Source organism: Geomicrobium sp. JCM 19039 (genome assembly GCF_000698145.1).
GTDB lineage: Bacteria > Bacillota > Bacilli > Bacillales > Marinococcaceae > Geomicrobium_A.
Map to the genome: position 1 here is coordinate 157,666 of NZ_BAXB01000004.1, position 25,886 is coordinate 183,551.

General features: G+C 44.6%; 26 protein-coding genes and 3 pseudogenes. 28 read left to right on the forward strand and 1 reads right to left on the reverse strand.

Going from position 1 to position 25,886, the window contains the following annotated elements; translation table 11 throughout:
- The first annotated feature begins 75 nt into the window (after positions 1-75).
- The 27 genes and pseudogenes from JCM19039_RS06215 to JCM19039_RS06340 all read left to right on the forward strand — a co-directional run bounded on the left by JCM19039_RS06215 (position 76) and on the right by JCM19039_RS06340 (position 23,298).
- Positions 76-1,224, forward strand: a complete 1,149-nt coding sequence (locus JCM19039_RS06215; protein ID WP_042425017.1) for a DUF4097 domain-containing protein — start codon at positions 76-78, stop codon at positions 1,222-1,224.
- Between the two features lie 12 nt (positions 1,225-1,236).
- Positions 1,237-1,497 carry a PspC domain-containing protein gene (locus JCM19039_RS27835; RefSeq protein ID WP_081834363.1) on the forward strand — a complete coding sequence of 87 codons (261 nt, stop codon included), beginning with the start codon at positions 1,237-1,239 and terminating at the stop codon, positions 1,495-1,497.
- On the forward strand, positions 1,430-1,783 hold the full coding sequence (locus JCM19039_RS06220; protein ID WP_238544523.1) for a phage holin family protein: 354 nt from the start codon (positions 1,430-1,432) through the stop codon (positions 1,781-1,783). The genes JCM19039_RS27835 and JCM19039_RS06220 overlap by 68 nt, the downstream gene beginning before the upstream one ends.
- Before the next feature lie 118 nt (positions 1,784-1,901).
- Positions 1,902-2,834, forward strand: a complete 933-nt coding sequence (hprK, locus tag JCM19039_RS06225) for an HPr(Ser) kinase/phosphatase (RefSeq protein ID WP_042425020.1) — start codon at positions 1,902-1,904, stop codon at positions 2,832-2,834.
- A gap of 21 nt (positions 2,835-2,855) precedes the next feature.
- A pseudogene (lgt, locus tag JCM19039_RS06230) lies at positions 2,856-3,709 on the forward strand (prolipoprotein diacylglyceryl transferase).
- Between the two features lie 17 nt (positions 3,710-3,726).
- Positions 3,727-4,695, forward strand: a complete 969-nt coding sequence (locus JCM19039_RS06235; RefSeq protein ID WP_042425024.1) for a nucleoside recognition domain-containing protein — start codon at positions 3,727-3,729, stop codon at positions 4,693-4,695.
- Positions 4,667-5,311, forward strand: coding sequence for a pyrophosphatase PpaX (ppaX, locus tag JCM19039_RS06240; RefSeq protein ID WP_042425028.1), 645 nt, complete (start codon positions 4,667-4,669; stop codon positions 5,309-5,311). Before JCM19039_RS06235 ends, ppaX begins: the two co-directional genes overlap by 29 nt.
- Position 5,312: 1 nt before the next feature.
- A complete protein-coding gene (locus JCM19039_RS06245; protein ID WP_152550107.1) occupies positions 5,313-5,804 on the forward strand; it encodes a DapH/DapD/GlmU-related protein in 492 nt (163 codons plus the stop codon).
- A gap of 64 nt (positions 5,805-5,868) precedes the next feature.
- The gene (locus JCM19039_RS06250; RefSeq protein WP_152550108.1) at positions 5,869-6,321 is read left to right on the forward strand and encodes a hypothetical protein; all 453 of its coding nucleotides are present in this window, start codon (positions 5,869-5,871) and stop codon (positions 6,319-6,321) included.
- Between the two features lie 151 nt (positions 6,322-6,472).
- Entirely contained in the window at positions 6,473-7,651 is a 1,179-nt protein-coding gene (locus JCM19039_RS06255; protein ID WP_042425033.1) for an ATP phosphoribosyltransferase regulatory subunit, read from the forward strand.
- A gap of 23 nt (positions 7,652-7,674) precedes the next feature.
- A pseudogene (hisG, locus tag JCM19039_RS06260) lies at positions 7,675-8,287 on the forward strand (ATP phosphoribosyltransferase).
- Complete coding sequence (hisD, locus tag JCM19039_RS06265; protein ID WP_042425035.1) at positions 8,284-9,579, forward strand: histidinol dehydrogenase; 1,296 nt, start codon at positions 8,284-8,286, stop codon at positions 9,577-9,579. Before hisG ends, hisD begins: the two are co-directional and overlap by 4 nt.
- Positions 9,572-10,162, forward strand: coding sequence for an imidazoleglycerol-phosphate dehydratase HisB (hisB, locus tag JCM19039_RS06270; RefSeq protein WP_042425038.1), 591 nt, complete (start codon positions 9,572-9,574; stop codon positions 10,160-10,162). The genes hisD and hisB overlap by 8 nt, the downstream gene beginning before the upstream one ends.
- On the forward strand, positions 10,163-10,807 hold the full coding sequence (gene hisH, locus JCM19039_RS06275; protein ID WP_042425040.1) for an imidazole glycerol phosphate synthase subunit HisH: 645 nt from the start codon (positions 10,163-10,165) through the stop codon (positions 10,805-10,807).
- Positions 10,804-11,553, forward strand: coding sequence for a 1-(5-phosphoribosyl)-5-[(5-phosphoribosylamino)methylideneamino]imidazole-4-carboxamide isomerase (gene hisA / locus JCM19039_RS06280; RefSeq protein WP_042425043.1), 750 nt, complete (start codon positions 10,804-10,806; stop codon positions 11,551-11,553). The genes hisH and hisA overlap by 4 nt, the downstream gene beginning before the upstream one ends.
- Positions 11,535-12,293, forward strand: a complete 759-nt coding sequence (hisF, locus tag JCM19039_RS06285; protein WP_042425045.1) for an imidazole glycerol phosphate synthase subunit HisF — start codon at positions 11,535-11,537, stop codon at positions 12,291-12,293. The genes hisA and hisF overlap by 19 nt, the downstream gene beginning before the upstream one ends.
- Positions 12,290-12,910: a bifunctional phosphoribosyl-AMP cyclohydrolase/phosphoribosyl-ATP diphosphatase HisIE gene (gene hisIE / locus JCM19039_RS06290; protein WP_042425048.1), complete on the forward strand. Its 621-nt coding sequence runs from the start codon at positions 12,290-12,292 to the stop codon at positions 12,908-12,910. Before hisF ends, hisIE begins: the two co-directional genes overlap by 4 nt.
- A gap of 171 nt (positions 12,911-13,081) precedes the next feature.
- Positions 13,082-13,567, forward strand: a complete 486-nt coding sequence (locus JCM19039_RS06295; protein WP_042425051.1) for a PTS glucose transporter subunit IIA — start codon at positions 13,082-13,084, stop codon at positions 13,565-13,567.
- A gap of 35 nt (positions 13,568-13,602) precedes the next feature.
- Entirely contained in the window at positions 13,603-14,427 is an 825-nt protein-coding gene (locus JCM19039_RS06300) for a PRD domain-containing protein (RefSeq protein WP_042425208.1), read from the forward strand.
- Between the two features lie 52 nt (positions 14,428-14,479).
- Positions 14,480-15,931 (forward strand): N-acetylglucosamine-specific PTS transporter subunit IIBC, encoded by a 1,452-nt coding sequence (gene nagE / locus JCM19039_RS06305; RefSeq protein ID WP_042425054.1) that lies wholly within the window; start codon positions 14,480-14,482, stop codon positions 15,929-15,931.
- A gap of 237 nt (positions 15,932-16,168) precedes the next feature.
- A complete protein-coding gene (locus tag JCM19039_RS06310) occupies positions 16,169-16,936 on the forward strand; it encodes a DeoR/GlpR family DNA-binding transcription regulator (RefSeq protein WP_042425057.1) in 768 nt (255 codons plus the stop codon).
- Position 16,937: 1 nt separating this feature from the next.
- Positions 16,938-18,245: a four-carbon acid sugar kinase family protein gene (locus JCM19039_RS06315; protein WP_042425061.1), complete on the forward strand. Its 1,308-nt coding sequence runs from the start codon at positions 16,938-16,940 to the stop codon at positions 18,243-18,245.
- Positions 18,242-19,249, forward strand: a complete 1,008-nt coding sequence (gene pdxA, locus JCM19039_RS06320; RefSeq protein WP_042425064.1) for a 4-hydroxythreonine-4-phosphate dehydrogenase PdxA — start codon at positions 18,242-18,244, stop codon at positions 19,247-19,249. The genes JCM19039_RS06315 and pdxA overlap by 4 nt, the downstream gene beginning before the upstream one ends.
- A 22-nt stretch (positions 19,250-19,271) precedes the next feature.
- Positions 19,272-20,252 carry a PdxA family protein gene (locus JCM19039_RS06325; RefSeq protein ID WP_042425211.1) on the forward strand — a complete coding sequence of 327 codons (981 nt, stop codon included), beginning with the start codon at positions 19,272-19,274 and terminating at the stop codon, positions 20,250-20,252.
- Between the two features lie 15 nt (positions 20,253-20,267).
- Positions 20,268-21,257 (forward strand): tripartite tricarboxylate transporter substrate binding protein, encoded by a 990-nt coding sequence (locus JCM19039_RS06330; RefSeq protein ID WP_052398572.1) that lies wholly within the window; start codon positions 20,268-20,270, stop codon positions 21,255-21,257.
- 15 nt (positions 21,258-21,272) lie between these two features.
- Complete coding sequence (locus JCM19039_RS06335) at positions 21,273-21,764, forward strand: tripartite tricarboxylate transporter TctB family protein (RefSeq protein ID WP_042425066.1); 492 nt, start codon at positions 21,273-21,275, stop codon at positions 21,762-21,764.
- Between the two features lie 34 nt (positions 21,765-21,798).
- Positions 21,799-23,298 (forward strand): tripartite tricarboxylate transporter permease, encoded by a 1,500-nt coding sequence (locus JCM19039_RS06340; RefSeq protein WP_042425069.1) that lies wholly within the window; start codon positions 21,799-21,801, stop codon positions 23,296-23,298.
- Positions 23,299-23,398: 100 nt separating this feature from the next.
- Here the strand turns inward: JCM19039_RS06340 and JCM19039_RS06345 are convergent, their stop codons facing one another.
- Entirely contained in the window at positions 23,399-24,085 is a 687-nt protein-coding gene (locus JCM19039_RS06345) for a copper homeostasis protein CutC (RefSeq protein ID WP_042425072.1), read from the reverse strand.
- Between the two features lie 223 nt (positions 24,086-24,308).
- Between JCM19039_RS06345 and putP the strand changes: the two are divergent.
- A pseudogene (putP, locus tag JCM19039_RS06350) lies at positions 24,309-25,818 on the forward strand (sodium/proline symporter PutP).
- Positions 25,819-25,886: the final 68 nt, after the last annotated feature.

Consider the following 25,886-nt stretch of genomic DNA (forward strand, 5'->3'; position numbering starts at 1 on the left):
AATTGAAACCGATTTTTCCTATTAAACGTATATGTATCAATCGCAAATCATTAATCTGAAAGTGGGGGATATATTGTGGAAGAACGCAAAATGATTCTAAAGATGATTGATGAAGGCAAGATTAGTGCAGAAGATGGCGAGAAGCTCATGAAGGCGATTGGCAACCAAGAGAAAAAGCAATCAACGGTGAGCAGTTCCACAACTCGTGAAACGTCAGAGTTAAGTACTCAAGTGAATTGGGACGAAGGAAATAAACGATTTGATGAACGAGAGAACGAGCGTCAAAACGGATCGGATGAAAGCAGTCGCTGGAGCGAAGGTGCCCGTTGGTTCTCAGATTTTGTTGAGTCAGCAGTGACGAAAATTAAAGAACTTGATCTTGATTTCAACTTCGGCAATGCAGTGGAAGTAAACCATATCTTTCAACATACGAATATGACCGAAGAGTTGTTTGAAGTGTCGTTAGAGAACGGCACGATTGATGTCGTTGTTTGGGATGAAGAAGACGTGAAAGTCGACTGCAAGGCGAAGGTGTATAAGGCGGATGGTGAAGAAGAAGCGCGCGATGCATTTCTAGAAAACACCGTGTTAGAATCCGTCGGTGGAGAACTACACTTGTACACGAAATCCAAACGTTTGAAAGTTAACGCGACAATCTACGTCCCGAAGAAGAAGCTAGATAAGTTGAAGTTGTACACGTTTAACGGCAAGATTTCGTTGCGAGATGTGGACAGCACGTACGTGACGGTCAAATCGGTGAATGGGAGCTTGGAACTTGAAGATCTTAAAGCCGATGTTTTGGAAGCCGAAGCGATGAATGGAACGATTCATATTAAAGGCGGTCAAAGCGAAAGAATTGATCTGCGCACAGCGAACGGTACGATAGATATAGAAGGAAGTTTCGACGACATTGACGCAGAATCACTGAATGGCACGATTAACTGTCGTTTGCGTGATGTAAAGGAAGGCAGAGCGTCATTGAATGCAACAACAGGTTCAATTTATGTCGTTGTACCTGACGAGATTGGCACGAAGGCGAAACTCAAAACTAACGTCGGCAATTATCATTGGAAGTTGCCGAATGTCGATGTACTTGAGGAGAAACGAGACTTTATTCAAAAGACGCTTTCCTTAGTCTCTAACCCAAGCTACGAACAACAGCTTCGCATTGAAGCGAGTACGAAAACAGGCTCAGTATCATTGAAATCAGAAGGAAGAGAATAGGGGGTAGCGAATATGGGATCTTTACGCCGTTCAGATACGGACCGTTGGTTCACAGGAGTTTGTGGTGGTTTGGCGAACGTTTTACCGATTGACGTGAAACTGATCCGGATCATTGCTGTTCTTAGTCTCATATTCGCTTTTCCTTTCACTTCTCTCGTTTATTTGGCAATGACGATACTTGTGCTTCAGAAGGAGACAGACAAACGTGATCGGGTGTTTTTTCTATATTGCGGTGAATGCAGCAGTGCTCTTAATTACAGGTTTACTATTTGATGGGTTTGAACTAAGCGGTTGGGGTGCAGCGATTCTAGCTGCTGTTTTGCTTGGCTTGGCGAACACACTCGTAAAGCCAATCATTGTCGTCTTGACCTTACCTGTCACCATCGTAACGCTTGGTATCTTTATTTTCGTCATAAACGCTCTGCTCTTGTACGTGATCTCTTGGGTAATGGGCGATCTATTCATGATTGAGAATTTCGGTACCGCGATTCTAGCTGCTGTTGTTATGGCAGTGATTAATGCATTGCTTAACTTGCTGTCAAAACCGTTCACATCATAATTTAAGAGCGCCCGGAATCCATCACGGGCGCTCTTTGTCGTTCATTTGCGCTTTCAAACATGCTACAATAGTAAAGATCTGCGAACGGCTTGATCGTGGAATGCATGGAGGTGTTACGATGTCAAAAGTAACTGCGAAAGACTTGATCGATCGCTTCTCGTTAGAACTTCTCGGTGGAGAGGATGGCATTTACCGTCCGATTACAACGAGTGATATTTCTAGGCCGGGTATGGAAATGGCTGGTTTCTTTACATATTATCCTCGTCGGCGATTGCAATTGTTAGGTAGAACGGAGCTAACGTTTTTAGAACGACTCACGGCCGACCAGAAAGCAGAAAGAATGGACAAACTGTGTACAGCCAATACACCTGGTGTCATTATTTCCAGAGGTCTTGAAGCGCCGGAAGAATTAAAAAAAGCGTCTGAACGCTCAGGTGTACCGATTATGCGAGCAGATATGACGACGACCCGACTCATTAGTATGGTGACGAACTTCCTTGAAGCACAACTAGCGGACACAACGGCTGTTCATGGTGTGTTAGTCGATATATACGGAATCGGCGTTCTTATTACTGGTGCAAGTGGTGTTGGTAAGAGTGAGACGGCTCTTGATCTCGTGCGTAGAGGGCATCGACTCGTTGCCGATGATTCGGTAGAAATTAGTCAACAGCATGCGGATACACTCATGGGGAGAGCGCCTGACCTTATTCGCCATCTATTGGAAATCCGTGGACTTGGCATCATTGACGTTATGACACTATTTGGCGCCGGCGCCGTCCGACCGTTTAAACGAATTACGTTAAATGTGCACTTAGAAATTTGGGATGAGACAAAAGCGTATGATCGTCTTGGCATTGATGAAGATAAGTTACAAATTTTAGAAAGTGAAATTCCTAAATATACAATTCCAGTTCGCCCAGGGCGAAACTTAGCGGTTATCGTTGAAGTAGCTGCCATGAACTTCCGTCTGAAGCGTATGGGCATTAATGCAGCACAGGAATTCTCGAACAAGTTGATGGACGTTATTGAAGACTACGATAAAGATGAATAAAAATAATTAAGAGGTGAGTGTATGCTGTTTTATTCGGTTCAGCCACTAAATCCGGTAGCCATTGAAATATTTGGATGGCCCATTTATTGGTATGGGTTGATCATTATGCTCGGTGGACTTCTCGCATTTTTACTTGCGAATCATGAAGCGAAACGAAGAGGACTCCATTCAGAGCTACTTTTAGACTTGTTAATTTGGGCAGTCCCTATTTCCATTGTGAGTGCCCGCTTGTACTATGTACTTTTTCGACTGGATTATTACTTGGAAAACCCTGGGCAAATTATTGCCATTTGGAAGGCGGTCTCGCCATTCACGGTGCTCTCATCGGTGCCGTTATTACAGCCATCGTCTTCGCGAAGAAACGAGGAGTATCGTTTTGGAAACTTGCCGATATTACCGCGCCAAGTATCCTTTTAGGCCAAGCAATTGGACGTTGGGGTAACTTTATGAATCAAGAAGCACATGGTGGGGAAGTGTCACGCCAGTTTCTTGAGAACCTCATGTTGCCTGAGTTCATCATTAACCAGATGTACATCGATGGCACGTATTACCACCCGACGTTCTTATACGAATCACTTTGGAGTTTGATCGGTGTTGCCATACTCTTGTACTTACGCCGTGTGAACTTACGTCGTGGTGAGCTGTTCCTCACTTATGTGATCTGGTATTCCTTTGGGCGACTATTTATAGAAGGTTTGCGGACCGACAGTCTGATGATCTTTGATTTATTGCGCACAGCCCAAGTGTTATCGATTGTGCTCATTATTGGTGCTGTTGCCGTCTTAATCTATCGAAGAAAAGCAGGCCTTTCGGATGTTCGCTACAAAGATGATGACGAGAAAACGAACAAGAAGAATAATCATAAAAAGAAATAAATGAATTGAGGAAGCGGATGAAAACGTTAAAACACGGTCTGATGTCTGGACTGAAGACAACTTGGATGCTCGCAAAAATCATCTTTCCGATCACGTTTCTCATCACGGTTCTATCTCATACACCGGTTTTGGACTGGATTGCCCGGCAAATCGCTCCAGTGATGGGGTGGCTTGGATTGCCTGGAGAAGCCGCCATCCCTCTCGTACTTGGGAACTTTCTTAATTTGTACGCAGGGATCGGTGCGATCCTTTCACTGGAACTCACCGTAAAAGAAGTCTTTATTCTAGCGGTTATGTTGTCATTTAGTCATAACCTCATCGTTGAATCGGCAGTAGCAACGAAACTCGGAGTGAGAATTTCTGTCATTTTGCTCGTTCGTATTGGATTGGCGCTGTTTGCTGCAGTCATGATCAACTGGCTTTGGCAAGGTGGGCAAGAAATCGCACAATACGGCATGTTGCAAGCACCTGAAACGGTTGAGCCTACAAGTGTTGCAGGAATAGCATTCGAGGGCTTAACAGCAGCTACGATGGGAATTTTACAGCTCGCTGTTTTCGTCTTTCCGATTATGCTTCTTATTCAAGTGATGCGAGACCTTAAGTTACTGGAGTGGTTCTCTCATAAGATGCTTCCTTTCACACGATTACTCGGTATCGCTCCGAATACATCGACAACGCTTGCTTCTGGATTGTTTTTCGGACTTGCTCTTGGAGCAGGGGTGATGATTGAGGAAGTGAAGAAAAACGGTGTAAAAAAGAAAGATGTATATCTCGTCGTCATCTTTCTCGTCGCTTGTCACGCCATTGTAGAGGATACGCTCATATTCATACCGCTCGGCATTCCAGTCCTGCCGTTACTAGCCATTCGTTTAGTAACAGCCATCCTTCTGACGATGGTCGTTGCCTATCTTTGGAATCGCTCGGAAAAGAAAAATGAACAAAAGGAGGCTGTTGCTCATGAGAACAGTCGATACGGTGCTTTTTGATTTGGACGGCACACTCGTAGACAGCAATGAATTGATTATTTCTTCGTTCGAACATACGTTAGGGCATTATTATCCAGGGGAGTACTCGAGAACTGAAATCCTTCCGTTTATCGGGCCTTCTCTCAATGATACGTTCCAACGCCTTGATGCCGGACGTGCAGAAGAGATGGTTGCAATGTACATTGAACATAACCACGAACACCATGACGAACTATTAAAAGAATACGAAGGGGTTCGCGAAGCCATATCAAGGTTATTTGAATCGGGGTTTAAGCTAGGCGTTGTGACGACAAAAAGGAAAACAACGACGGAGCGAGGTTTGGAGATTACCGGTTTGAAGCCGTATTTTTCGACGATTGTAACATTTGATGATGTTGAGCATGTAAAACCACATCCAGAACCATTAAAGAAAGCGATGCAAGCGCTTGGCAGTCAGCCTGCACAAACGCTTATGGTTGGCGACAATACGCATGATATTGATGGTGGAAAGCGAGCGGGAACAGCGACAGCTGCTGTAAGTTGGGCAGTACGTGGGTTGGATGAAGTGAAGGCACTGCACCCTGACTACGTATTGAATGACATGCGGGATCTACTGAATATTTTAGGAGTCGAATAACATGGGACGAAACACACAACGTTACCCGGTAGAAAAAGACAACTCACTTTGGCATATGTATAAAACGGTGTCTTTTTGGAAGGTCGTCAAAAACTTCATCGTCATTGAGGTGAGTCGGGTAACGCCATTTTTACGTGTGAAAAATTGGATGTATCGTCACCTGCTAAAAATGAACGTCGGTGAGCGCACATCGTTTGCGCTAAAAGTAACTCCTGATGTAATGTACCCGGAGCGAATCTCTGTCGGGAGCAATACAATTATCGGTTTTTCGACGACAATTTTGGCGCATGAGTATTTGATTGATGAATACCGGTTAGGAGACGTCGTCATTGGCAGCAATGTGATGATTGGTGCAAATTCTCTCATCTTACCTGGCGTAACGATTGGGGATGGAGCGATAGTGTCGGCAGCAACACTCGTTCATAAAGATGTCGCACCCGGAGCATTTGTTGGGGGAATCCGATGCAAATCATTACTCCTAAATAACAATTAGAAAGGAGGTGTTCGTATGACGGCTGAAGAAAGCTTTATTCTCGGCATTCTTTGCGTTTTTAGGTGTGTTCATTGTTGTAATATTTATAATGGCGATCGTACTGTATTTATTCCTTGCTTTTGGTCTATTTAAAATGGGGCAACGGGAAGGCATCGATTATGCATGGCTCGCATTTATTCCTTACGCACAGTACTACTTACTTGCAGTGTTAGTTAAAGATCGTGTAGGTTCAGGGATGCGCGAAGCGCTACCGTGGATATTAGTTGGGCTCATGGCTGCAAACTTCATGTTTGGATTCATTAGTTCTTTCATTCCATTCGCATTCATTATTACGATTCCGTTAGGGTTAGCATTAACCGGTTTCACACTGTTTGCATTTTTCCACCTGTTTAAAAAATACAGCGACAGCTACGTTGTTTTGTTCGTATTTACCATCTTAACGTTAGGCGCACTCGGCTCCATCTTTACGTTTGTTATTCGCAATAACGAAAAAAGATTGGACGGAGCGGCGGTCTAAAAAAAGCTTGCTGTTGTACATAAACAACAGCAAGCTTTTTGTGTACGTTCATTGACGAAATTCACGAATAAGTGTAAACTCTACATTATCTTTAATGTGTTATCGCTCTAACAAACTAAAGTGAAAAATCCTGTAACTGGGGGATATCTCCATGTCGAATCCATTTATGTTTGAGAAACCGCTTGGAATGAATGATACGCTGCCTCCACTTTTTAATCGGACGAGAGACATCGAGGAAGCGATAGATGCAGAAGTGCGCCTTTGGGGGTACAACATGCTACATACGCCTGCTCTTGAATACTATGAAACCGTTGGTGCTGCGTCTGCCATCCATGATGCAAAGTTGTTTAAGCTATTGGATAAAGAGGGGCGTACGTTAGTGCTGCGCCCAGATATGACCGCACCGATTGCGCGTGTGGCAAGTTCTGGTCTGCAAGAAATGCCATTTCCATTACGACTTTCCTACAATACGTACTTGTATCGGGCTCAAGTGAATGAAGGAGGGCGTCCGGCTGAATTCCAACAGTACGGGGTCGAGCTCATTGGAGACCGGACGATGAATGCCGACGGAGAAGCGATGGCGCTCATGGCATCCTCTTTAAAGCGAACCGGACTTGATGATTTTCGCATTGCATTTGGTCATATCGGCTTTATGAATGCACTATTTAAAGAAATTGTCGGTCAAGGGCAAGGTGTAGCAGAATTAAAGCAATACTTATACGAAAAAAATTACGTAGGATTTAAACATCGTGTAGAGCAATTGTCCATATCCTCGTTGGATAAAAATCGTTTGTTGAAATTGTTATCGTTGCGCGGTGGGCTAGAAGTATTGGATACGGCGAAAACGCTCGTAACGAGTCCAGAAGCATTGCGCTCATTAGAAGAAATTAAAGACGTTTGGCATGTGTTAGAGAGCTACGGCGTCTCGGAGTATATGAATATTGATTTGAACCTCGTCATGCACATTGATTATTACACAGGTGTTGTGTTTGAAAGCTATGCGTTTGATCTCGGGTTTCCACTCGGGAGCGGGGGACGTTATGATGAATTGCTACCAAAATTCGGGAGAGAGGCAAGTGCAACTGGCTTTGGCTTGCGACTGGACCGTCTCGTCGAAGCACTCGATCATGTCGATCCGCCAACTAGCGAAAAAACGACGCTTATTTTGTTTAGCAAAGAAAGACAACAAGAAGCTTTCCAGCAAGCACAATCATTGCGGAAAACCGGTCAGAGGGTCGTTCTACAAAACGTGGCTGGGGTCATGGACCTCGATCAGTTTACGTCGCAATATACCGATACGCTGCAGTTGATTGGAGGGCGTTCCTCGTGAATAAAGACTGGATTACAATTGCAATGCCGAAAGGAAGAATCTTTGAAGAAGCGGCGGACCTATTAAGAAAAGCAGGTTATTCATTGCCCGATGAATTGTCAGCTGGTCGCAAACTCATCGTTGAAGCAAAAGAAGCAGGTATGAAGTTTTTTCTCGCAAAACCGATGGATGTACCGACCTATGTAGAACATGGCGTCGCCGACATTGGGGTTGCCGGAAAAGATGTGTTGCTCGAAGAGCAAAGAGACGTATATGAAGTTCTAGATTTAAAAATTAGCAGCTGCTATCTCGCGGTTGCAGGTTTACCTGGAACGCGCGGGGGGAAGTCGCCCCGAAAGTAGCGACGAAGTATCCGAACGTTGCAACACAATACTTTAAAGAGCAAGGGGAACAAGTTGAAGTGATACGGTTAAACGGGTCAATCGAACTGGCCCCGCTCGTCGGACTCGCTGAACGAATTGTTGATATTGTATCTACGGGAAGAACACTGAAAGAAAACGGGCTATTAGAATTGGAAACAATGGAGCAGTCACTTCACGTCTCATTGTAAACCCTGTCAGCTACCGCATGAAAGATCAGCAGATTGATGACATTATCCATCGGTTGCAACAGATCATCGAGGAGGGGCAGAAATGAAGATTGAACACGTAGCCAGGGACCGCCCGTTAACATTAAAACGATACGGTGAAGACGAAAACCAAGCCTTCGTAACGGAGTCTGTGAGGAATATCATTCAGGACGTACGCCAGCGAGGAGACGAGGCGGTGTTCGCGTATACGAAAACGTTTGATGGTGCTGATTTGACTGATCTATTCGTATCAGCGGACGAAGTTCGGTCTGCTTATGAACGTGTTGACTGTGATGTGGTCACGGCCATTCAAAAAGCAGCAAAAAACATTCGTGAATACCATGGACACCAACAACAAAAGTCATGGATGATGACGCGAGAAGACGGTACGATGCTCGGCCAAAAAGTGACACCTCTCGACTCCGCAGGAATTTATGTTCCAGGTGGAACGGCGGCGTACCCGTCAACGATCCTCATGGATACCATCCCAGCACTCGTCGCCGGGGTAGAGAGAATTGTAATGGCGTCACCTCCAGACGAAAACGGACAGCTCCACCCCGCTGTTCTCGTCGCAGCAGCCGAACTCGGCATTCGAACGATTGTCAAAGCCGGTGGGGCGCAAGCCATTGCTGTTTTAGCGTATGGTACCGAAAGCATCGAACCGGTGGATAAGATTGTTGGGCCAGGGAATCAATTCGTCGCTGCGGCGAAGCGAGAAGTATACGGTCACGTCGATATTGACATGATTGCTGGGCCGAGTGAGATTGTCGTGCTTGCTGATGAATCGGCACGCGCCGATTATATTGCCGCGGACTTGTTATCTCAAGCCGAGCATGATGTTCAGGCGAGTGCCATTCTTGTGACGAATTCCGAAGCGCTCGCTACACAAGTAAGCGAGCAAGTAGAAAGACAACTTCAAGGTTTGCCTCGCGAAACGATTGCAAGACAAGCGATTTCTAATTATGGTGCCATTTACGTGACTGACTCGATAGAAGAAGCAGTAGCCGTCGTGAACACGCTTGCGCCTGAACATTTGGAGGTGCTCACAGAGCAGCCGTTCGAATGGTTAGGAAGTATCAAACATGCAGGCGCTATTTTTCTCGGTGAGTATAGTGCAGAAGCGGTTGGGGATTATTTTGCCGGGACGAACCATGTGTTGCCAACGAATGGCACTGCGCGGTTTTCGAGCCCGCTATCGGTCGATGATTTTCTGAAAAAATCAAGTGTCATTCATTATAGTAATAAGGCGCTCGTAGATAACAGTCAGCACATTACTGCACTGGCGCGAGTTGAAGGGTTTGAAGCCCATGCCCGAGCGGTAGAGATTCGAAAACGTAAGGAGCGGGATGACGATGAGTGAACGAAAAGCCGAAGTCACACGAAAAACCGGTGAGACAAACATTGACCTCCACCTTCAGCTTGATGGGCAAGGAGAAGGGAACATCCAGACACCCGTCCCGTTTCTTAGCCATATGCTCGATCTTTTTCAAAAGCATGGTCATGTGAACCTTACGATTGAAGCGGCTGGAGATACGGAAGTGGACGATCATCATACGACCGAGGACATCGGCATCTGCTTAGGGATGGCTCTTAAAGACGCTCTTGGAGATAAACAAGGCATTCGCCGTTATGGCAGTGCGTTCGTCCCGATGGATGACGCCCTTGCCCACGTTGTTGTTGACTTGAGCAACCGGCCGCACTTGGAGCTTCGAGGAGAAATCGGTGCGGCAAAGGTTGGAACGTTTGATACCGAACTTGTGCGAGAGTTTCTTTGGAAGTTGGCAATTGAAGCGCGAATGAATGTGCATGTGAATGTTCATTACGGTTGGAACACGCACCACATTATTGAAGCGATCTTTAAGGCGCTCGCACGGGCGCTTGCAGAAGCGACAAGTTATGACGAGCGGGTAAAAGGCATTCCATCGACGAAAGGGATGTTGTAAATGATCGGCATTGTCGACTACGGGATGGGCAATTTGCACAGTGTGTCCAAAGCGCTTGAGCGGCTCAACGTGCCGTATGTATTAAGTGGAGACCGTGAAGAACTCGCCAAGTGTGCAGGTCTTATTTTGCCTGGTGTCGGAGCATTTGCAGATGCGATGAAAATATTGAATGAACGACGCTTAACCCCGTGGTTAAAGAGGTGGGTTGCCGATGAAAAACCACTGCTCGGCATTTGCTTAGGCATGCAACTGCTCTTTGAGGAAAGTGAAGAACATGGACATACAGCTGGACTTAGCCTCTTGCCAGGTCAAGCGGTTCGATTTCGTGGCAAAACACGTGCAGGCAGGCGGTACAAAGTTCCGCACATGGGTTGGAACAAGCTCAACTACACCCAACCCGAGCATCCGCTCGTTCGAGACACCGAACGAGGGCATGTATACTTTGTCCACTCTTATGTCGTTGAAGCGACGACGAGTGAAGTCGTCATCGCCACTGCCGAGTACGATGGCGATGTGCCAGCAATCGTCGGTAGAAATCACGTGTTTGGCACCCAATTTCACCCTGAGAAAAGCAGCCACCTCGGCATGCAACTGTTACGCAACTACGTGACCTATGTCCAAGAAAGGCAGGCGAGCGACCAATGAGCTTTGACATCTATCCCGCCATCGACGTCCGCGGCGGCAACTGCGTACGCTTGAAACAAGGAAACTATGACGACGAAACCATCTATCATGACTCCCCGCTAACCGTCGCTCGAGAATTCGAGCAAGCAGGTGCAACGTGGGTGCATATCGTCGATCTCGATGGTGCGCGTGAAAAGAAACCAGTAAATCATGAGAAAATTATTGAAGTGATCCGCCATACAAACCTTTCTGTACAAATTGGCGGCGGCATTCGAACGGCTTCGGATATTGAAGATTACTTACAAGCGGGCGCTGCCCGCGTGATTCTCGGATCCGTCGCCATCTCAAATCCAGCATTCGCGAAAGAGATGCTTTCCAAGTACCCCGGTCGAATTGTGATTGGTCTTGACGCCCGAGATGGGCATGTCGCCGTCAATGGTTGGCTGGAATCGTCAGAGGCGATGGTTGAAGATGTCGCACGCGAGATGCACGAAGCAGGAGCTCTCACCTTTATTTTTACAGATATACAAAAAGACGGCATGATGGAAGGGCCGAACATTGAAGCGAATGAGCAGCTTGCCCGGGCGAGTGGGGCGGGTGTGATTACTTCTGGAGGTGTGTCCACGCTCAGTGACGTAAGGGAGCTGTTGACGTTGCAAGGTGCAGGAGTTGTTGGTGCAATTATCGGAAAGGCGCTGTATACTGGGGCCATTGATCTTGAGGATGCGTTGAAAGAGGTGGCCGAGTCGTGCTCACCAAGCGATTGATTCCGTGTTTGGATGTGAAGGATGGCCGCGTCGTGAAAGGGGTACAATTTGTTGATTTGCGTGACGCGGGTGACCCGGTTGAGCTCGCTGCGTTCTACGATGAGCAAAGTGCGGATGAGCTCGTGTTTCTTGACATTTCAGCGTCTCATGAAGGTCGAAAAACGATGGTGGATGTCGTGCGTGAAGTTGCCGGCACACTCGCCATTCCGTTCACCGTTGGTGGGGGAATCAATAGCGTCGACGATATGCGGGTCATTTTACGCGCAGGTGCTGATAAAGTGTCGTTAAACACAGCAGCGGTTCTTCGACCGGCGTTGATTCGTGAAGGCGCTAATTTCTTTGGGTCGCAATGCATCGTCGTCGCGATCGATGCCAAGTGGGATGAAGGATTGTCCTCTTGGCGTGTGTATACGCACGGCGGAAGGAAGCCGACCGAATGGGAAGTGACAGATTGGGTGAAAGAAGCGGTAGGGCAAGGGGCTGGAGAAATTCTCTTAACGAGCATGGACCAAGACGGGGCGAAAACTGGCTTTGACATTGCGCTCACGCGAGCGGTGAACAGTGTTGTGACGGTTCCTGTCATTGCCTCCGGTGGCGCTGGGAAGCGCGAAGACTTTGCTGACGTTTTTTTACAGGCAGATGCGGATGCAGCGCTTGCCGCCTCGGTGTTTCATTATAAAGAGACGTCGGTTGCTGAAGTGAAAGAAACGTTGCGGGAAAAAGGGGTGAATGTGCGATGAACATTGCCGATCTTCGGTGGGGAGAAGATGGATTAATTCCAGTGGTTGTGCAAGATGAATTGACGAAAGACGTGCTCACACTCGCCTATATGAGCGAGGAATCGTTGAAGAAAACACTGGACACAAAAGAGACGTGGTTTTGGAGTCGTAGCCGCCAAGAGCTTTGGCATAAGGGGGCGACGTCAGGGAACGTGCAATCCGTCCGAGACGTGCGCTATGATTGTGACGCAGATAGTCTCATCGTTCTCGTAAGTCCATCAGGCCCTGCTTGTCATACGGGTTCATACAGTTGTTTTAACGACTCGTTGTTATTTAATGAACCGTCCACAACGAATGATTTTTCCATATTGAGAGAACTCAAGCAAACGATCAAAGAGCGTCAAAAAACACGGCCAGAAGGGTCATACACAACGTATCTGTTCGATGAAGGCGTGGATAAGATTTTAAAGAAAGTCGGCGAAGAAGCGGCTGAGATCATTATCGCTGCCAAAAATCGGGATGCAAAAGAGCTCCGATGGGAAAGTGCCGACTTCTTATTCCATTGGCTCGTCTTATTAGAGGAACAAGGGGTAAAAGTAGAAGAAATCTTGGAAACGTTGAAAGAACGTCATAAATAAACGTTTGATTCATGCCAATTGACAACATAAAGAACGAATGATAAGATTTTGGCAATCAAGTAAATATGGAACACATGTGACTAATTCGATTAGGCATGGTGGAACATTTGCTCAGGCTTTTTGGGTCTGGCTAATTCCACCATGCCTTCTTTCGTAGGAGGAGAGTTGAAAATGTTCAAGAAGCTATTCAAAAAATCGAATGACTTCGCCGTTTTTTCGCCGATGAATGGCCGTATCGTACCGATTGAAGACGTTCCTGACCCTGTGTTTAGTGAAAAGATGATGGGCGATGGCGTTGCGATTTGGCCCAAGGACGGCCGGGTCGTCGCACCGGTCACTGGTGTTGTGCTACACGTACCTGACTCCAAACATGCCATTGGCATAAAAACAGAAGATGGCACAGAAGTACTCATTCATGTAGGTCTTGAAACGGTGGCACTAGCAGGAAAAGGATTTACTGTGCATGCGAGTGTCGGCGATCAGGTAGAGGTGGGGGCGCTCTTACTAGAGTGTGACTTAGCGTACATTGAGGAACATGCAAGCAGTATGATTACCCCCGTCGTCATCACGGAAAAAGCAAATGAGAAGGATGAGTTTGTCATGAGTGAGCATGCAGAGGCTAAAGGTGGGGAAACGACAATCATGACGCGGGCGTAATGGCTAAACAGAGAAGTGAGGAGGTGATGCAGACGATGAAAATTATAAAAGTGTTGAATAACAACGCTGTTATTATTCTTGACGAAGACGAGCAGGAGCAGATCGCCATTGGCAACGGTGTTGGTTTTAATAAACGAAAACACGATCCCATCTCTGAAGAGAAAATCGAGAAACGATTTGTGCTAAAAGGACATGAAAAATTACAAGAATTGCTCGTTCAAATCCCCCAAGAACATTTTCATATTTCGAAAGAAATTATTGCGCATGCAGAGAAGCAGTTGAAAACAACATTACACGATCAAATCTTGCTTGCATTGACGGATCACATCTCTTTTGCCATTGAACGTGAAGCCCAAGGCATTCACCTAAAAAATAAACTGTTAAACGAGATTAAAATCTTATACAAAGCCGAGTATGAAATTGGTTTATGGGCGATTGGATTTATAAAAGATGAGATCAACGTCCAGATGCCGATTGATGAAGCGGCATTTATCGCGTTACACATCCACACGATGAAATTCAAAGCGGGGAATGTGCAAGAAACCGTTCGGCAAACGTCAATGCTAAGAGATATGGTTGAAATTATCAAATCCAATTTACACCTCTCTTTTGCTGAGGACGCGATATCGTATGAACGGCTGATTACACACTTACGGTTTGCATTAGCACGAACGTATGACCAGACAGCACACGCGATGGATAAAGAAATGCAACAAATGATTAAACGAAAATTTAAAGTTTCGCATCAATGTGCCGAAGAGGTTGCGAAAACGTTAGCAAGCAAATACGATATCACGTTGCCTGGAGACGAGTTGTGCTATATTGCGTTGCACATTGAGCGACTCAGAAATACAGAGTAAAACCATGTAGTAGTTTTCTGAATTTTACTCATATTAGTAAGGGGGATTTACAATGATGAAAAAGGTTCAGAGCCTCGGTCGTTCGTTAATGCTGCCGGTTGCTGTTCTTCCGGCAGCGGCAATACTCGCCGGGGTCGGAAACTGGATTGATGGGATTTGGGAAGGAAACGTTGCTGGTGCTTTTTTATTATCTGCAGGTACGGCCATTTTGGATCACTTAGGCATATTATTTGCGGTAGGGATTGCCATCGGCCTTTCAAAAGATAAGCACGGGGCTGCTGCACTGAGCGGGCTCGTCGGATACTTAGTCATTACACAACTGCTATCGACCGACGTCGTTGCAGATTTGCAAGGGGTCGGCATCGAGAGCGTTAATGCCGCCTTTGAAAACAGCGATAATGTGTTTATCGGGATTATAACCGGTATTGTTTCCGCATCGATGTACAACCGATTCAGTGAAGTGAAGCTCCACGCCGCGCTTTCCTTTTTCAGTGGAAAAAGGTTGGCACCAATCATGTCAGCTGCCGCAATGGTCGCCGTGGCCGGTGTCATGTTCTTCGTTTGGCCGGTCGTTTACACGTGGCTCGTTGCGTTAGGAACAGGAATAAGTAATCTTGGGGCAACAGGCGCTGGCTTGTACGGATTCTTCAACCGTTTGCTCATCCCAACAGGTTTGCACCACGCATTAAATTCCGTTTTCTGGTTTGATGTCGCAAGCATTAACGATATAGGTAGGTTTTTAGCAAGTGAAGGTGTTCAAGGCATCACCGGTCGATACCAAGCTGGGTTCTTTCCGATTATGATGTTCGGTTTACCAGCAGCGGCGCTTGCGATGTATCATACCGCTGATACTGCACGAAAGAAGCAAGCCGCTTCACTTTTAATGGCATTGGCGTTCACCTCTTTCTTTACAGGAGTGACCGAGCCATTAGAATTTTCATTTATGTTTTTAGCGCCGTTGTTATATGTCGTTCACGCCGCATTAACAGGCTTTTCTTTATTCATTGCCGCCTCGTTTGAGTGGACGTCAGGGTTTGGCTTTAGCGCTGGATTCTTGGATTATGTACTTTCCTTTACGAACCCGATTGCTAGTCAGCCGTATATGCTGCTTCTTCAAGGGTTGTTCTTCGCCGTATTGTATTATGTCATATTCCGTTTCTTAATCGTCAAGTTGAACTTAAAGACACCAGGTCGTGACGAAGCTGCTTTGGAAGGGCAAGCTGAATCTGTTCAAGACACAACGACCGAAGATAATCCTCATGCTACGTTGGCAGCTAGCATTTACAGTGGACTCGGTGGGGCGGAAAACGTTGATAGCATTGACTATTGCACCACTCGCCTGAGAGTCGAAGTGAAAGATATGGCCAACGTCAATCAAGACCGAATCAAAGCAACAGGTGTACCAGGCGTCAATGTTGTCGGCAAGCATAGCATTCAAGTCATTGTCGGAACCGATGTCCAATTCGTTGCCGATGAAGTAAATCGTTTGAGAGAAAAGGAGTAATTACGAGAGAATGTGCGAGAGCGTCTTGCTGTGCTCTTTTTATTAGACGGAGTACCCATCTGTATTAATGATTAAGATTGTATGTGTAAGTAATTTATATGAATTGAACAATAACCACTACAGGAAGATTCCTGTAGTGGTTATTGTTAATTTTGAACATATAATCAAAAAAACATTGACATTGATGTTATAAATGAACAATAATTGTGTTAGAAATTAACTTTCAGAGGTGTATATATGCATGCCGATGAGCGCAAAAGACAAATTATTAGTCTGACAAACAATAAGGAAAAGGTAGAAATTGAGGACCTAGCTCTGAAATTAAATGTTTCTGCCATGACAATTCGTAGAGACTTAACTGAATTAGAAAAACAAGGACAGCTTATAAGAGTGCACGGCGGAGCAGTTCCTGTTAAAGAGTTAGTGTCAGAGGTTCCTTACATGAACAAAGCATCAAAACATTTAGAGGAGAAGAGTCAAATCGCTTCTCTGGCTGTGCAATATATTCCTGATCACGCTCGTATTATCATGGATTCCGGTACAACGACTCTAGAGATTATTCGACGAATTAAGCACAGAGGGGATTTAACCGTCATTACAAATGATATTACATCAGCGATGGAATGTATGAATGAGCCACTAGAAGTCATTTTAACTGGTGGGGTGTTACAGCAAGGAGTAGGTGCATGCACGGGTCCGGCTGCCGAGAGGTTTCTAGAAGATGTACATGCAGACATCTTCTTCTTAGGTGCCCATGCGGTACATCCTAAAGCAGGAATTACTGCCCCTACTTTGGAGAAGGCAAGTATTAAAAAGAAAATGATTAATGCTGCGGAGTTAACGATTCTAGTAGCAGATTCAACTAAATTTGATCAAAAATCATTTGCTAGTGTATGTCCTCTCAATATCATCAGTCAAGCGATTACGGATAAACAGCTATCGGAAATGAAGGTGGATGAATATTCCAAGAGAATGAATATGGAGGTAGCGTCGGAGGAGATCTGATATGGAGCTAGTAGTTATTGCTGACGATTTAACAGGGGCAAACGCGTGTGGGGCATTGTTTGCAGAGAATGGATTTACGGTGGAAACGAAATTCCACTGGTCTGAGCATAGTCGAAATTCTAGTGTTGACGTAACGATGGTTGATACAAACAGTCGACAGAGTTCGCCTGTTGTTGCTAGAAGTAAATTACAAGAAATAATTCGCACATACCGAGCAAATGAGATCTCCTACTTCGCTAATCGTATTGACAGTACAATGCGTGGAAATGTGGGCGCCGAAGCAGCGGAGTGGCTAAAACAGTTTGGAGAGCAGTCAATTGTTGTCATCGTTCCAAGCTTTCCCGACTCGGGTAGGACAGTTCGGGATGGATTACTGTATGTGCATGGTCAATTAATGCATCAAACAAGCGTAGGTGATGACCCAACAACGCCGATTAAAGATTCAAGCATTTCATCAATTATCCACGCTCAAACAGTTGAGGCGACAGCCCATGTCCAGTTAGAAGAAGTTGAAAAAGGGGCTGAAAGTCTCGCAAATCAGTTTCAAAAATTGCCAGAGAAAGAGCAGAGAATTGTTATTATTGACGCGGTTACAAATGAACACATTACAATCATAGCTAAAGCAATGACATTGTGTGAACTACCCATGTATCCCTTCGATCCTGGCCCATTAACGTACCATTTCATGAAATCAAAGTTGCTAGTGAAAACTGGAAAACCTTCAAAACAAATGGTGTGTATAGGCAGTGCAAATCAGTTAATTGAAGCCCAAATGAACAAATTTTGTAACGATCGAAAACTAGAGCCTATTGTTGTAAACCCGAAGTGGTTTTTGGAACCGTATGAACACGAGTGTATATCAAAACAAGCTGAACGCATCCATCACTTGTTAGTAACTCAAGATATTGTTGTTACTACAACGATTGTACCAGGTGAACAACGACTATCACTACAAGAGTATGCTAAACAGCACCAGCAAAGTGTTGAACATATTTCTAAAATAATTACAAATGGGTTTGCCATGTTTGTATCCAATCTATTGAGTAAAAACCCTTCGATACGAGGTTGTTTTACAAGTGGTGGAGACTTTACTGCAGCACTATGCAAAATATCAGGTGCGGATGGGTTGAGACTGCAACAACAAATCGCTCCTCTCACTGCCCTTGCACTGCTTACTGGTGGAGATTTAGATGGACTAAGAGTCATTACTAAGGGTGGTTCAGTAGGGGAGTTAGACGTTATCGATACTTGTGTAAGAAGACTCGAAATTGAAGCGAATAAAGAAAAGGATATGGAGGTTATCGAATGAATTTACCAATTATTGTGATACCTATGGGTGATGCAGCGGGTATAGGTCCCGAAATAACGGCTAAAGCCGTGAAGAGTCCCGAAGTACAAACAGTATGTAGACCAGTAGTTGTCGGACATCGTCAAGTGATGGAACAAGCCATCAAACAAACGAATGTAAACCTCAACATTCACCAGATTGAAACAATCGAAGATGGAAAGTTTGAAGATCAATACTTAAATATTATCCATATTGAAAATTTGGATTTCTCAACGTTGGTCCAGGGAGAAGTACAAGCACAATGTGGGCAGGCTGCCTATGAATACATCGAAAAATCTGTACGACTAACAAAAGAAGGTAAAGCAGCAGCTCTAGCAACAACCCCGATTAACAAAGAATCTTTAAAAGCAGCAGGCGTCCCTTATATCGGCCATACTGAAATGCTCGGGGCAATGGCGGATATTGACGATCCACTAACGATGTTTGAAGTCCTGTCATTAAGAATTTTCTTTTTAACCCGACATGTATCGTTGAAAGAATCGATTGAACAGATGACGAGTGATCGGGTATTTGATTACTTGAAGAGATGTGACGAGGCGATGCAACATTTAGGGATTCAAGAACGCAAGCTTGCTGTAGCAGGACTCAACCCACATAGTGGTGAAAATGGATTGTTTGGTGATGAAGAAGTTGTTGAAATAGGCCCTGGGATTGAACGAGCAAGAAATTATGGGTTAGATGTTTCTGGTCCAGTACCTGCAGACTCAGTCTTTCATCAAGCATTGCATGGAAAGTATGATGCCGTTCTATCTCTTTACCACGATCAAGGACATATTGCTGCCAAAATGACTGATTTTGAACGAACGGTTTCAATTACAAATGGTCTCCCTTTTCTTAGAACCTCTGTCGATCATGGAACAGCGTTTGATATTGCAGGGACAGGAGTCGCAAGTGAAGTAAGTATGGTCGAGTGTTTAAAGGTAGCTGCTCAATATGCTCCGTACTTTAAACATGCAAATGTATAACGATAAGGAGATGATCAACGAGATGAATGAACGAATAGGGATTACGCTAGGCGATGCTGCAGGTATAGGCCCAGAGTTAGTTGTCAAAGCATTTCAACATAAAGGAATCCGAGAAAAAGCGACATGGATTGTTGCAGGTGACCGTGCCGTTTTAGAACGAGCAGAGGCAATTACAGGTAAGCATCTTAATGTGACTTTTATCCAAGATATTCACGATGCCAAAACGAAAGCAGGCACGATCTACTTCATTGAGATGGCTCCTTTAGATGCCGGGTCATACAAATTAGGGGAATTGTCACCTGATGCAGGCGATGCGGCCGGGGAATGCCTAAAGTACCTCATCCGCATTGCTAAGGAGGGGTTCATTTCAAGCATTATGTATGCGCCATTAAATAAAGAAGCGTTACATCGAGGTGGTCACGAATTTAAAGATGAGCTACACTTCTTTGCGACATTATTTGGCGTAACAAGTGGATTTAGTGAAATTAATAAAATGGACGATCTATGGGTCACGCGAGTAACATCGCATGTTTCTTTAAAAGAAGTATCAGACCTTGTAACAAAAGAAAAAGTGGCATGGACGATACGTTTTGCAAATGAAACATTGGAAAAGGCAGGGTATACAAACCCTAAGATTGCAGTTGCTGCATTAAATCCTCATGCTGGCGATGGCGGCATGCTAGGTCAAGAGGAGATTGAAGTCATACAACCTGAAGTGGATCGGGCAAAAAGCGAAGGATTAAATGTCAGAGGCGCCTATCCAGCGGACACCCTTTTCGTGCGAAGGAGAAAAGACCCGTTTGATTGCCTCGTAGCGATGTATCATGATCAAGCACAAACAGGAATGAAGCTTCTCGGGTTTAATAAAGGAGTAACAATAAGTGTTGGGTTGCCTGTTCCTTTAACGACACCAGCTCATGGAACGGCATTTGATATCGCTGGAAAAGGTGAGGCGGATGAAGGCGCTACAATTGAAGCGTTAAAGATGGCTGTTCAGCTATAGTTAGGGGGGCTTTCCGTGTCAGAAAAAGGTAAAAAATTCTTTTTACTCGTATCAGTATTTTCCATTATATTGATCGCCAGTGCTTTTGTGCATGAAACGGTGACCCCTGATGCAAGTGATCGAGATATTGAGAACTATCCGAATCGTGACATTGATGTGTACGTCGGTCACGGTCCAGGTGGGGGCACCGACATATTTACGAGAACGATAACAAATGAGATGAGCGAACTGATGGGTGTGAACTTCAATATTATTAACCAAGAAGGTGGCTCAGGTGTTATTGCTAAACAAAGTGCTGCGAACCAACCTGCAGACGGATACACACTCATTGGGATGTCTGCCTTTGCTGTAACGACTGCTGCAGGTATTAACCAAAATGATTTGTCAACCTTGAAGCCAATTGGAAGAGTGGAAAGTGACATCTATTCATTGCAAGTGAGAGAGGGTACATTTGGGACTATTGAAGAGTTGGTTGACTATGCCGATGAAAACCCTGGAGAACTTCAATTTGCATCTGTTGGGACAATGGGAATGGATGAAGTAAACGCCAGGCGTTTTATGGAGGCAGCGGACATTGAAATGACTTATGTTCCAATGGATGGGGCAGGGTCCATGCATTCCAATCTACTTGGTGGGCATGTGGATGTCATTTTAGAAGAACTAGGACCTGCGTACTCTTATATTGAGAGTGAACAAGTAAAGCCACTAATTATCTTTGCTGATGAGCGAGTCGAGGAGTTCTCAGAAATACCAACGACAGTTGAATATGGATGGAACCTAACTGATGGGATTGAACGTGGATTAATGATCCATCGAGATACCCCGGAGGAAATTGTTACTTATCTTGAAGAGGTCTTATATGAAGCGCAGAAAACAAGGACTTTTGAACAATATAAAGAAAACGCTTTCTTGAATTTTCGAGAAGGATGGCTTAATAGTGAACAGTATGAACAGAAGCTCATACAAGATATGGAGCTCTACGAAAGAATACTTGAAGACTTGTAAATGGAGGGATGCATTGTGAAATATAACGGCATTTTATCAATCATAGTCATTTCTTTGTCGATATTTTTTCTTGTGATGACCTTCAACCTTCCGGATACAGAATCTGCTGGAACAATTAATGCTAGTGTATGGCCAATGATGATTCTTTTCGTCATGCTATTAATGGGTATATTACTAGCTTTAAGGACGTATCGAGAAAGAGCGAAGGGGCATATCAAAGAACCTAAAGAGTCTGAATCTAAACCAGAAAACCCCCAATATCACTGGCTTGTGATGGCAGTTCTTGCAGGGTACACACTTGCGATGCCGCTCATCGGTTTTTTGGTGGCAACTCCGCTATTTATCGTTTTACTGGCACTTGTGCTTGGAATGACAAAGATACGATCTTTGTTACTTACCTCATTTATTAGTCACGGTGCTGCTGTACTTTTGTTTTTATACGGGTTTAATATTCCGCTTCCTAGAGGAATTGGTTTTTTCAGGTCATTTAGTTTCTTAATCTATTAAGTACGTATGCACGGGCCATAGAAAGGAGTCAGCAATGCTAGAAGGTTTAATGCTTGGCTTACAATCAATAGTTGAACCCCAGCATTTTCTCGTGTTACTCATTGGGGTATTCGTTGGGTTTATCGGTGGAGCTTTGCCTGGTGTAAGCGGAACAATGTTAATTATAATCGTTTTGCCGATTACATATGGGATGGAGCCCATCTCGGCTTTTATCCTTTTAACAACAATTTATGTGGCATGTGTATTCTCTGGTATGATTACAGCGATTTTGTTCCGAACTCCTGGAACGCCTGAGTCAGTAGCTACAGTATTTGATGGGTATCCAATGACCCAACAAGGTAAAGCAGGACAGGCTCTAGGTATTGCTGTACTCAGTTCTGCAACAGGTGGGATGGTAGGTGCGATATTTCTTATATTTTTAGCTCCGGTGCTAGCAACATTCGCTTTGCAATTTTCAGCTCCCGAATATTTTGCCTTAGCTATATTAGGACTTACGGTTGTAGCAACGCTAAGCGGAGGGGATTTAATACGTGGTGTTATTGGCGTAACAATTGGGCTATTTATAGCAACAATCGGGATGGACCCTTTATCTGGAATTCCAAGATTCACTTTTGAAAGCGCTCCCTTATTGAGCGGTGTAGATTTCATTCCAATACTTGCTGGTTTGTTTGCCGTTTCTGAGGTGTTACGCCGAAGCCGAGATGATCATTCAATTAAGGATACTTTCCAAAAATTTAAAACGAAAATCTTTGATTTTCCCATTATCAAAAAAATACTAACAACCCTCACTCGTTCATCTTTGTTAGGGTCAGCAATAGGAGTATTGCCAGGTGTAGGGGCGACAACAGCAGCGATGCTGAGTTACAGTGAGGCGGTTCGTTGGTCGAAACACCCTGAAAAATTTGGCAAAGGAGCACCAGAAGGAATTGCTGCTCCAGAATCTGCAAACAATAGTGCGGCGGTAAGTGCAATGGTTCCATTGTTGTCATTAGGTCTGCCTGGAGGAGCTACAACAGCCGTAATACTCGGGGCATTCGTCATGCATGGACTGCAACCTGGACCGATGTTGTTTACAAATGAGCCGCAACTCGTATACACAATCATCATTAGCATGTTAGTTATTAACCTCCTTATGATTATTTTTGCAAAACCATTTATTACGATCTTTTCAAAGATCATGAACATCCCTTATTCAGTAATGGGGCCAGTCATTCTATTATTGTGTGTTATTGGCACATTTGCAGTGAGAAATTCCATGTTTGATGTATGGATTATGTTGTTGTTTGGTATTATTGGGTTTTATTTCGATCGAATTAAATTCCCACTTGCAACCATTATATTAGGCGTCGTACTAGGTCCAATCGCAGAGGAAGAGTTTAGAAGAGGGTTACTTATGGCTGGAGGGGACTTATCCATATTTATAAACAGACCTATAAGTGCAACTTTACTAGGGTTTGCCTTACTAGCCTTAACCTTACCGCTCTTAAAAAAGGTGTTTTCTAAGAAGACTCAACCACCTCCAGTAAGCGGATAAATTATGATCGAGTATTAATAGAAAATATACACGCTAATGATATGGAATAGATCTGATTACAAAAATGAGAGCGCGGTAATTTTGCACCGCGTTCTCATTTTTATAGGTAGTGTTTCATCATCTTCATTTTCTCGGGATCAATGGGGAGGTGCATGTTTCCACCTTGTCTTACTCCGGTTCCGAGATGGTATTCTTCTGCACACAGTTCCCTGTGAAGGTTTGGGAGCTCTTCGGGTTTGATTCCGCTACCGACGAGGATGGTAGGGCCATTTAATTGTTTTGACTTGGCAATCAATTGTTGGAGTTGGGGGATGGCATCTTTTGCTTTATGCTCTCCTCCAGACGTGAGAATTCTAGAGATTTGGTTTTTGTATTTATTTAAAAGTACGTATCCTTCTTGTTGAGAGCGAAGGGAGTCAAAGGCACGGTGAAAGGTAATATCAAATCCATCAGCCGTTTCCAACATTTTATTTAATAGGGCTTCATCGATTTGTCCATCTTCAGTCGTGCAGCCAAAGACGATACGGCGTCCGCCTAATGAGCGGACCATGTCGATGTCTTCTCGTATGATGTCCCAATCGGTTTTCGTATACACAAATCCGTAGCTGTGTGGTCGAATCATTACTTGAACAGGAATGGTGGCTGTCGTTAATACACGTGTCAGTGTCCCGTAGCTCGGCGTCAATCCTCCTTCAGCCATTGCGCTAACGAGCTCAACACGGTCTGCTCCCAACTGGGCGGCTTGTTTCGTATCTTGATGATTGAGTGTAATGACTTCAAATCGCATTCAAGGTCCCCCTTTTCATGTCTACTTTATCAGAAACAGAGGAAAGGAAAATCAAACTGCAATTTTGTTGTAATTTTCTGTTAAAATAAACAAAAAGAAGAGGTGAACGTATGGAGATGTTCGGACTGCCGTTGGCAACTGCGTTATGGTTAGTCATACCAATGCCACTCACCATTGTGCTATCTGCGATTAGTTATTTTCTTTGGAAAAGGGGTGAAGCTTAATGGATGGTATTGAAATTCCTACACTGATTACGTTTATGGTTTACCTTATTGGGATGGCGATCTGTGGCATCATCTTTTACCGCCTTACGTCCAACATGAGTGATTATGTTCTTGGAGGTCGTAGTTTAAATGGTTGGGTCGCTGCATTAAGTGCTGGGGCATCCGATATGAGTAGCTGGATTCTCATTGCATTACCCGGAACGATTTATTTGAATGGACTTAGTGAAATATGGTTGCCCATTGGATTGACGATCGGTGCCTATTTGAATTGGCAATTTCTAGCGAAACGACTTCGAAGATATACACATATTGCTGGTGACGCGATTACACTTCCTGATTTCTTAGAGAACCGTTTTCGTGATCATACACGTATTCTCCGTATCGTCTCTGCGTTTTTCATTTTATTATTTTTTACTTTTTATACTTCATCAGGTTTAGTTGGAGGGGCGGTATTGTTCTCTGGAACATTTAATTGGGATTATGAAGTAGCGCTAATTATCGGCACGATTGCCATTGTTTCGTATACATTTCTCGGAGGTTTTTAGCGATTAGTTATACGGACTTCTTTCAAGGCACGCTCATGCTACTCGCACTTGTTATTGTGCCGATTGTAGCGGTTTATGAGATTGGAAGTTGGGACGCGGCAGTCACTTCTGTCGCGGAGATTAATCCAGAGTATTTGGATGCTTTTGCCGGAACGTCGGTAATTGCGATCATTTCTTTGCTCGGCTGGGGGCTTGGTTACTTCGGTCAACCTCACATCATTACAAGGTTTATGGCGATTCGCTCGGAGCGTGATGTACCTACGGGCCGCCTCGTCGGAATGACGTGGATGGTCATTTCCCTTTTTGGGGCAATCTTTGTTGGTGTTCTTGGTATTGCCTATTTTGATGGAATCGGGCCTGGAACACCTCTAGATAACCACGAGACTGTATTCATTATTTTTAGCCAAGTGCTTTTTAACCCTTGGGTTGCTGGATTTCTGCTTGCGGCAATTCTTTCGGCAATTATGAGTACGGTAGACTCGCAACTGCTAGTCTCTTCAAGTGCGCTTGCTGAAGATTTCTATAAAGGTTCATTCGCCCAAAAGCGTCTCAAAAAGAACTTGTTTGGATTGGTAGGTTTGGGGTTGTCCTCATTGCACTCGTGGCCATGGTACTCGGGTTCGACTCAGATAATACCGTGTTGGAACTTGTAGAGTATGCATGGGGAGGGTTTGGAGCTGCATTCGGACCCGTGATGCTGTTTTGTTTATTTTGGAAGCGGATGACGGTATGGGGAGCGGTAGCGGGTATTACAACCGGTGGGCTCACAGTAATCATTTGGTCACAGTTCCAAGGGGGTCTGTTTGATTTGTATGAACTTGTACCTGGGTTTCTGCTTGGTAGTTTGGCCATTGTCATCGTTAGCTTGCTAGGCAAGAAACCATCCCAAGAAATTATTGATGAATTTGCGTTTGTTGAAGAGGCAGAATATGATGAAACGAAACGAGTGTATTATAGACGTTAGAATGGTGAAGCTATACGAGGAATAATGAGCGTTTGATCACATACATTGCAAAAGATGGCAGGAAACGA

Bases quoted from the DNA above. Each gene is read 5' to 3' on its own strand.
- JCM19039_RS06345 (WP_042425072.1), bottom strand. From the start codon at position 24,085: ATGCGATTTGAAGTCATTACACTCAATCATCAAGATACGAAACAAGCC.
- hisA (WP_042425043.1), top strand. From the start codon at position 10,804: ATGAGCTTTGACATCTATCCCGCCATCGACGTCCGCGGCGGCAACTGC.
- ppaX (WP_042425028.1), top strand. From the start codon at position 4,667: ATGAGAACAGTCGATACGGTGCTTTTTGATTTGGACGGCACACTCGTA.
- JCM19039_RS27835 (WP_081834363.1), top strand. From the start codon at position 1,237: ATGGGATCTTTACGCCGTTCAGATACGGACCGTTGGTTCACAGGAGTT.
- hisB (WP_042425038.1), top strand. From the start codon at position 9,572: ATGAGTGAACGAAAAGCCGAAGTCACACGAAAAACCGGTGAGACAAAC.
- hisIE (WP_042425048.1), top strand. From the start codon at position 12,290: ATGAACATTGCCGATCTTCGGTGGGGAGAAGATGGATTAATTCCAGTG.
- JCM19039_RS06310 (WP_042425057.1), top strand. From the start codon at position 16,169: ATGCATGCCGATGAGCGCAAAAGACAAATTATTAGTCTGACAAACAAT.
- hisH (WP_042425040.1), top strand. From the start codon at position 10,163: ATGATCGGCATTGTCGACTACGGGATGGGCAATTTGCACAGTGTGTCC.
- JCM19039_RS06245 (WP_152550107.1), top strand. From the start codon at position 5,313: ATGGGACGAAACACACAACGTTACCCGGTAGAAAAAGACAACTCACTT.
- hprK (WP_042425020.1), top strand. From the start codon at position 1,902: ATGTCAAAAGTAACTGCGAAAGACTTGATCGATCGCTTCTCGTTAGAA.
- hisD (WP_042425035.1), top strand. From the start codon at position 8,284: ATGAAGATTGAACACGTAGCCAGGGACCGCCCGTTAACATTAAAACGA.
- JCM19039_RS06340 (WP_042425069.1), top strand. From the start codon at position 21,799: ATGCTAGAAGGTTTAATGCTTGGCTTACAATCAATAGTTGAACCCCAG.
- JCM19039_RS06300 (WP_042425208.1), top strand. From the start codon at position 13,603: ATGAAAATTATAAAAGTGTTGAATAACAACGCTGTTATTATTCTTGAC.
- JCM19039_RS06255 (WP_042425033.1), top strand. From the start codon at position 6,473: ATGTCGAATCCATTTATGTTTGAGAAACCGCTTGGAATGAATGATACG.
- pdxA (WP_042425064.1), top strand. From the start codon at position 18,242: ATGAATTTACCAATTATTGTGATACCTATGGGTGATGCAGCGGGTATA.
- JCM19039_RS06315 (WP_042425061.1), top strand. From the start codon at position 16,938: ATGGAGCTAGTAGTTATTGCTGACGATTTAACAGGGGCAAACGCGTGT.
- JCM19039_RS06235 (WP_042425024.1), top strand. From the start codon at position 3,727: ATGAAAACGTTAAAACACGGTCTGATGTCTGGACTGAAGACAACTTGG.
- nagE (WP_042425054.1), top strand. From the start codon at position 14,480: ATGATGAAAAAGGTTCAGAGCCTCGGTCGTTCGTTAATGCTGCCGGTT.
- JCM19039_RS06325 (WP_042425211.1), top strand. From the start codon at position 19,272: ATGAATGAACGAATAGGGATTACGCTAGGCGATGCTGCAGGTATAGGC.
- JCM19039_RS06295 (WP_042425051.1), top strand. From the start codon at position 13,082: ATGTTCAAGAAGCTATTCAAAAAATCGAATGACTTCGCCGTTTTTTCG.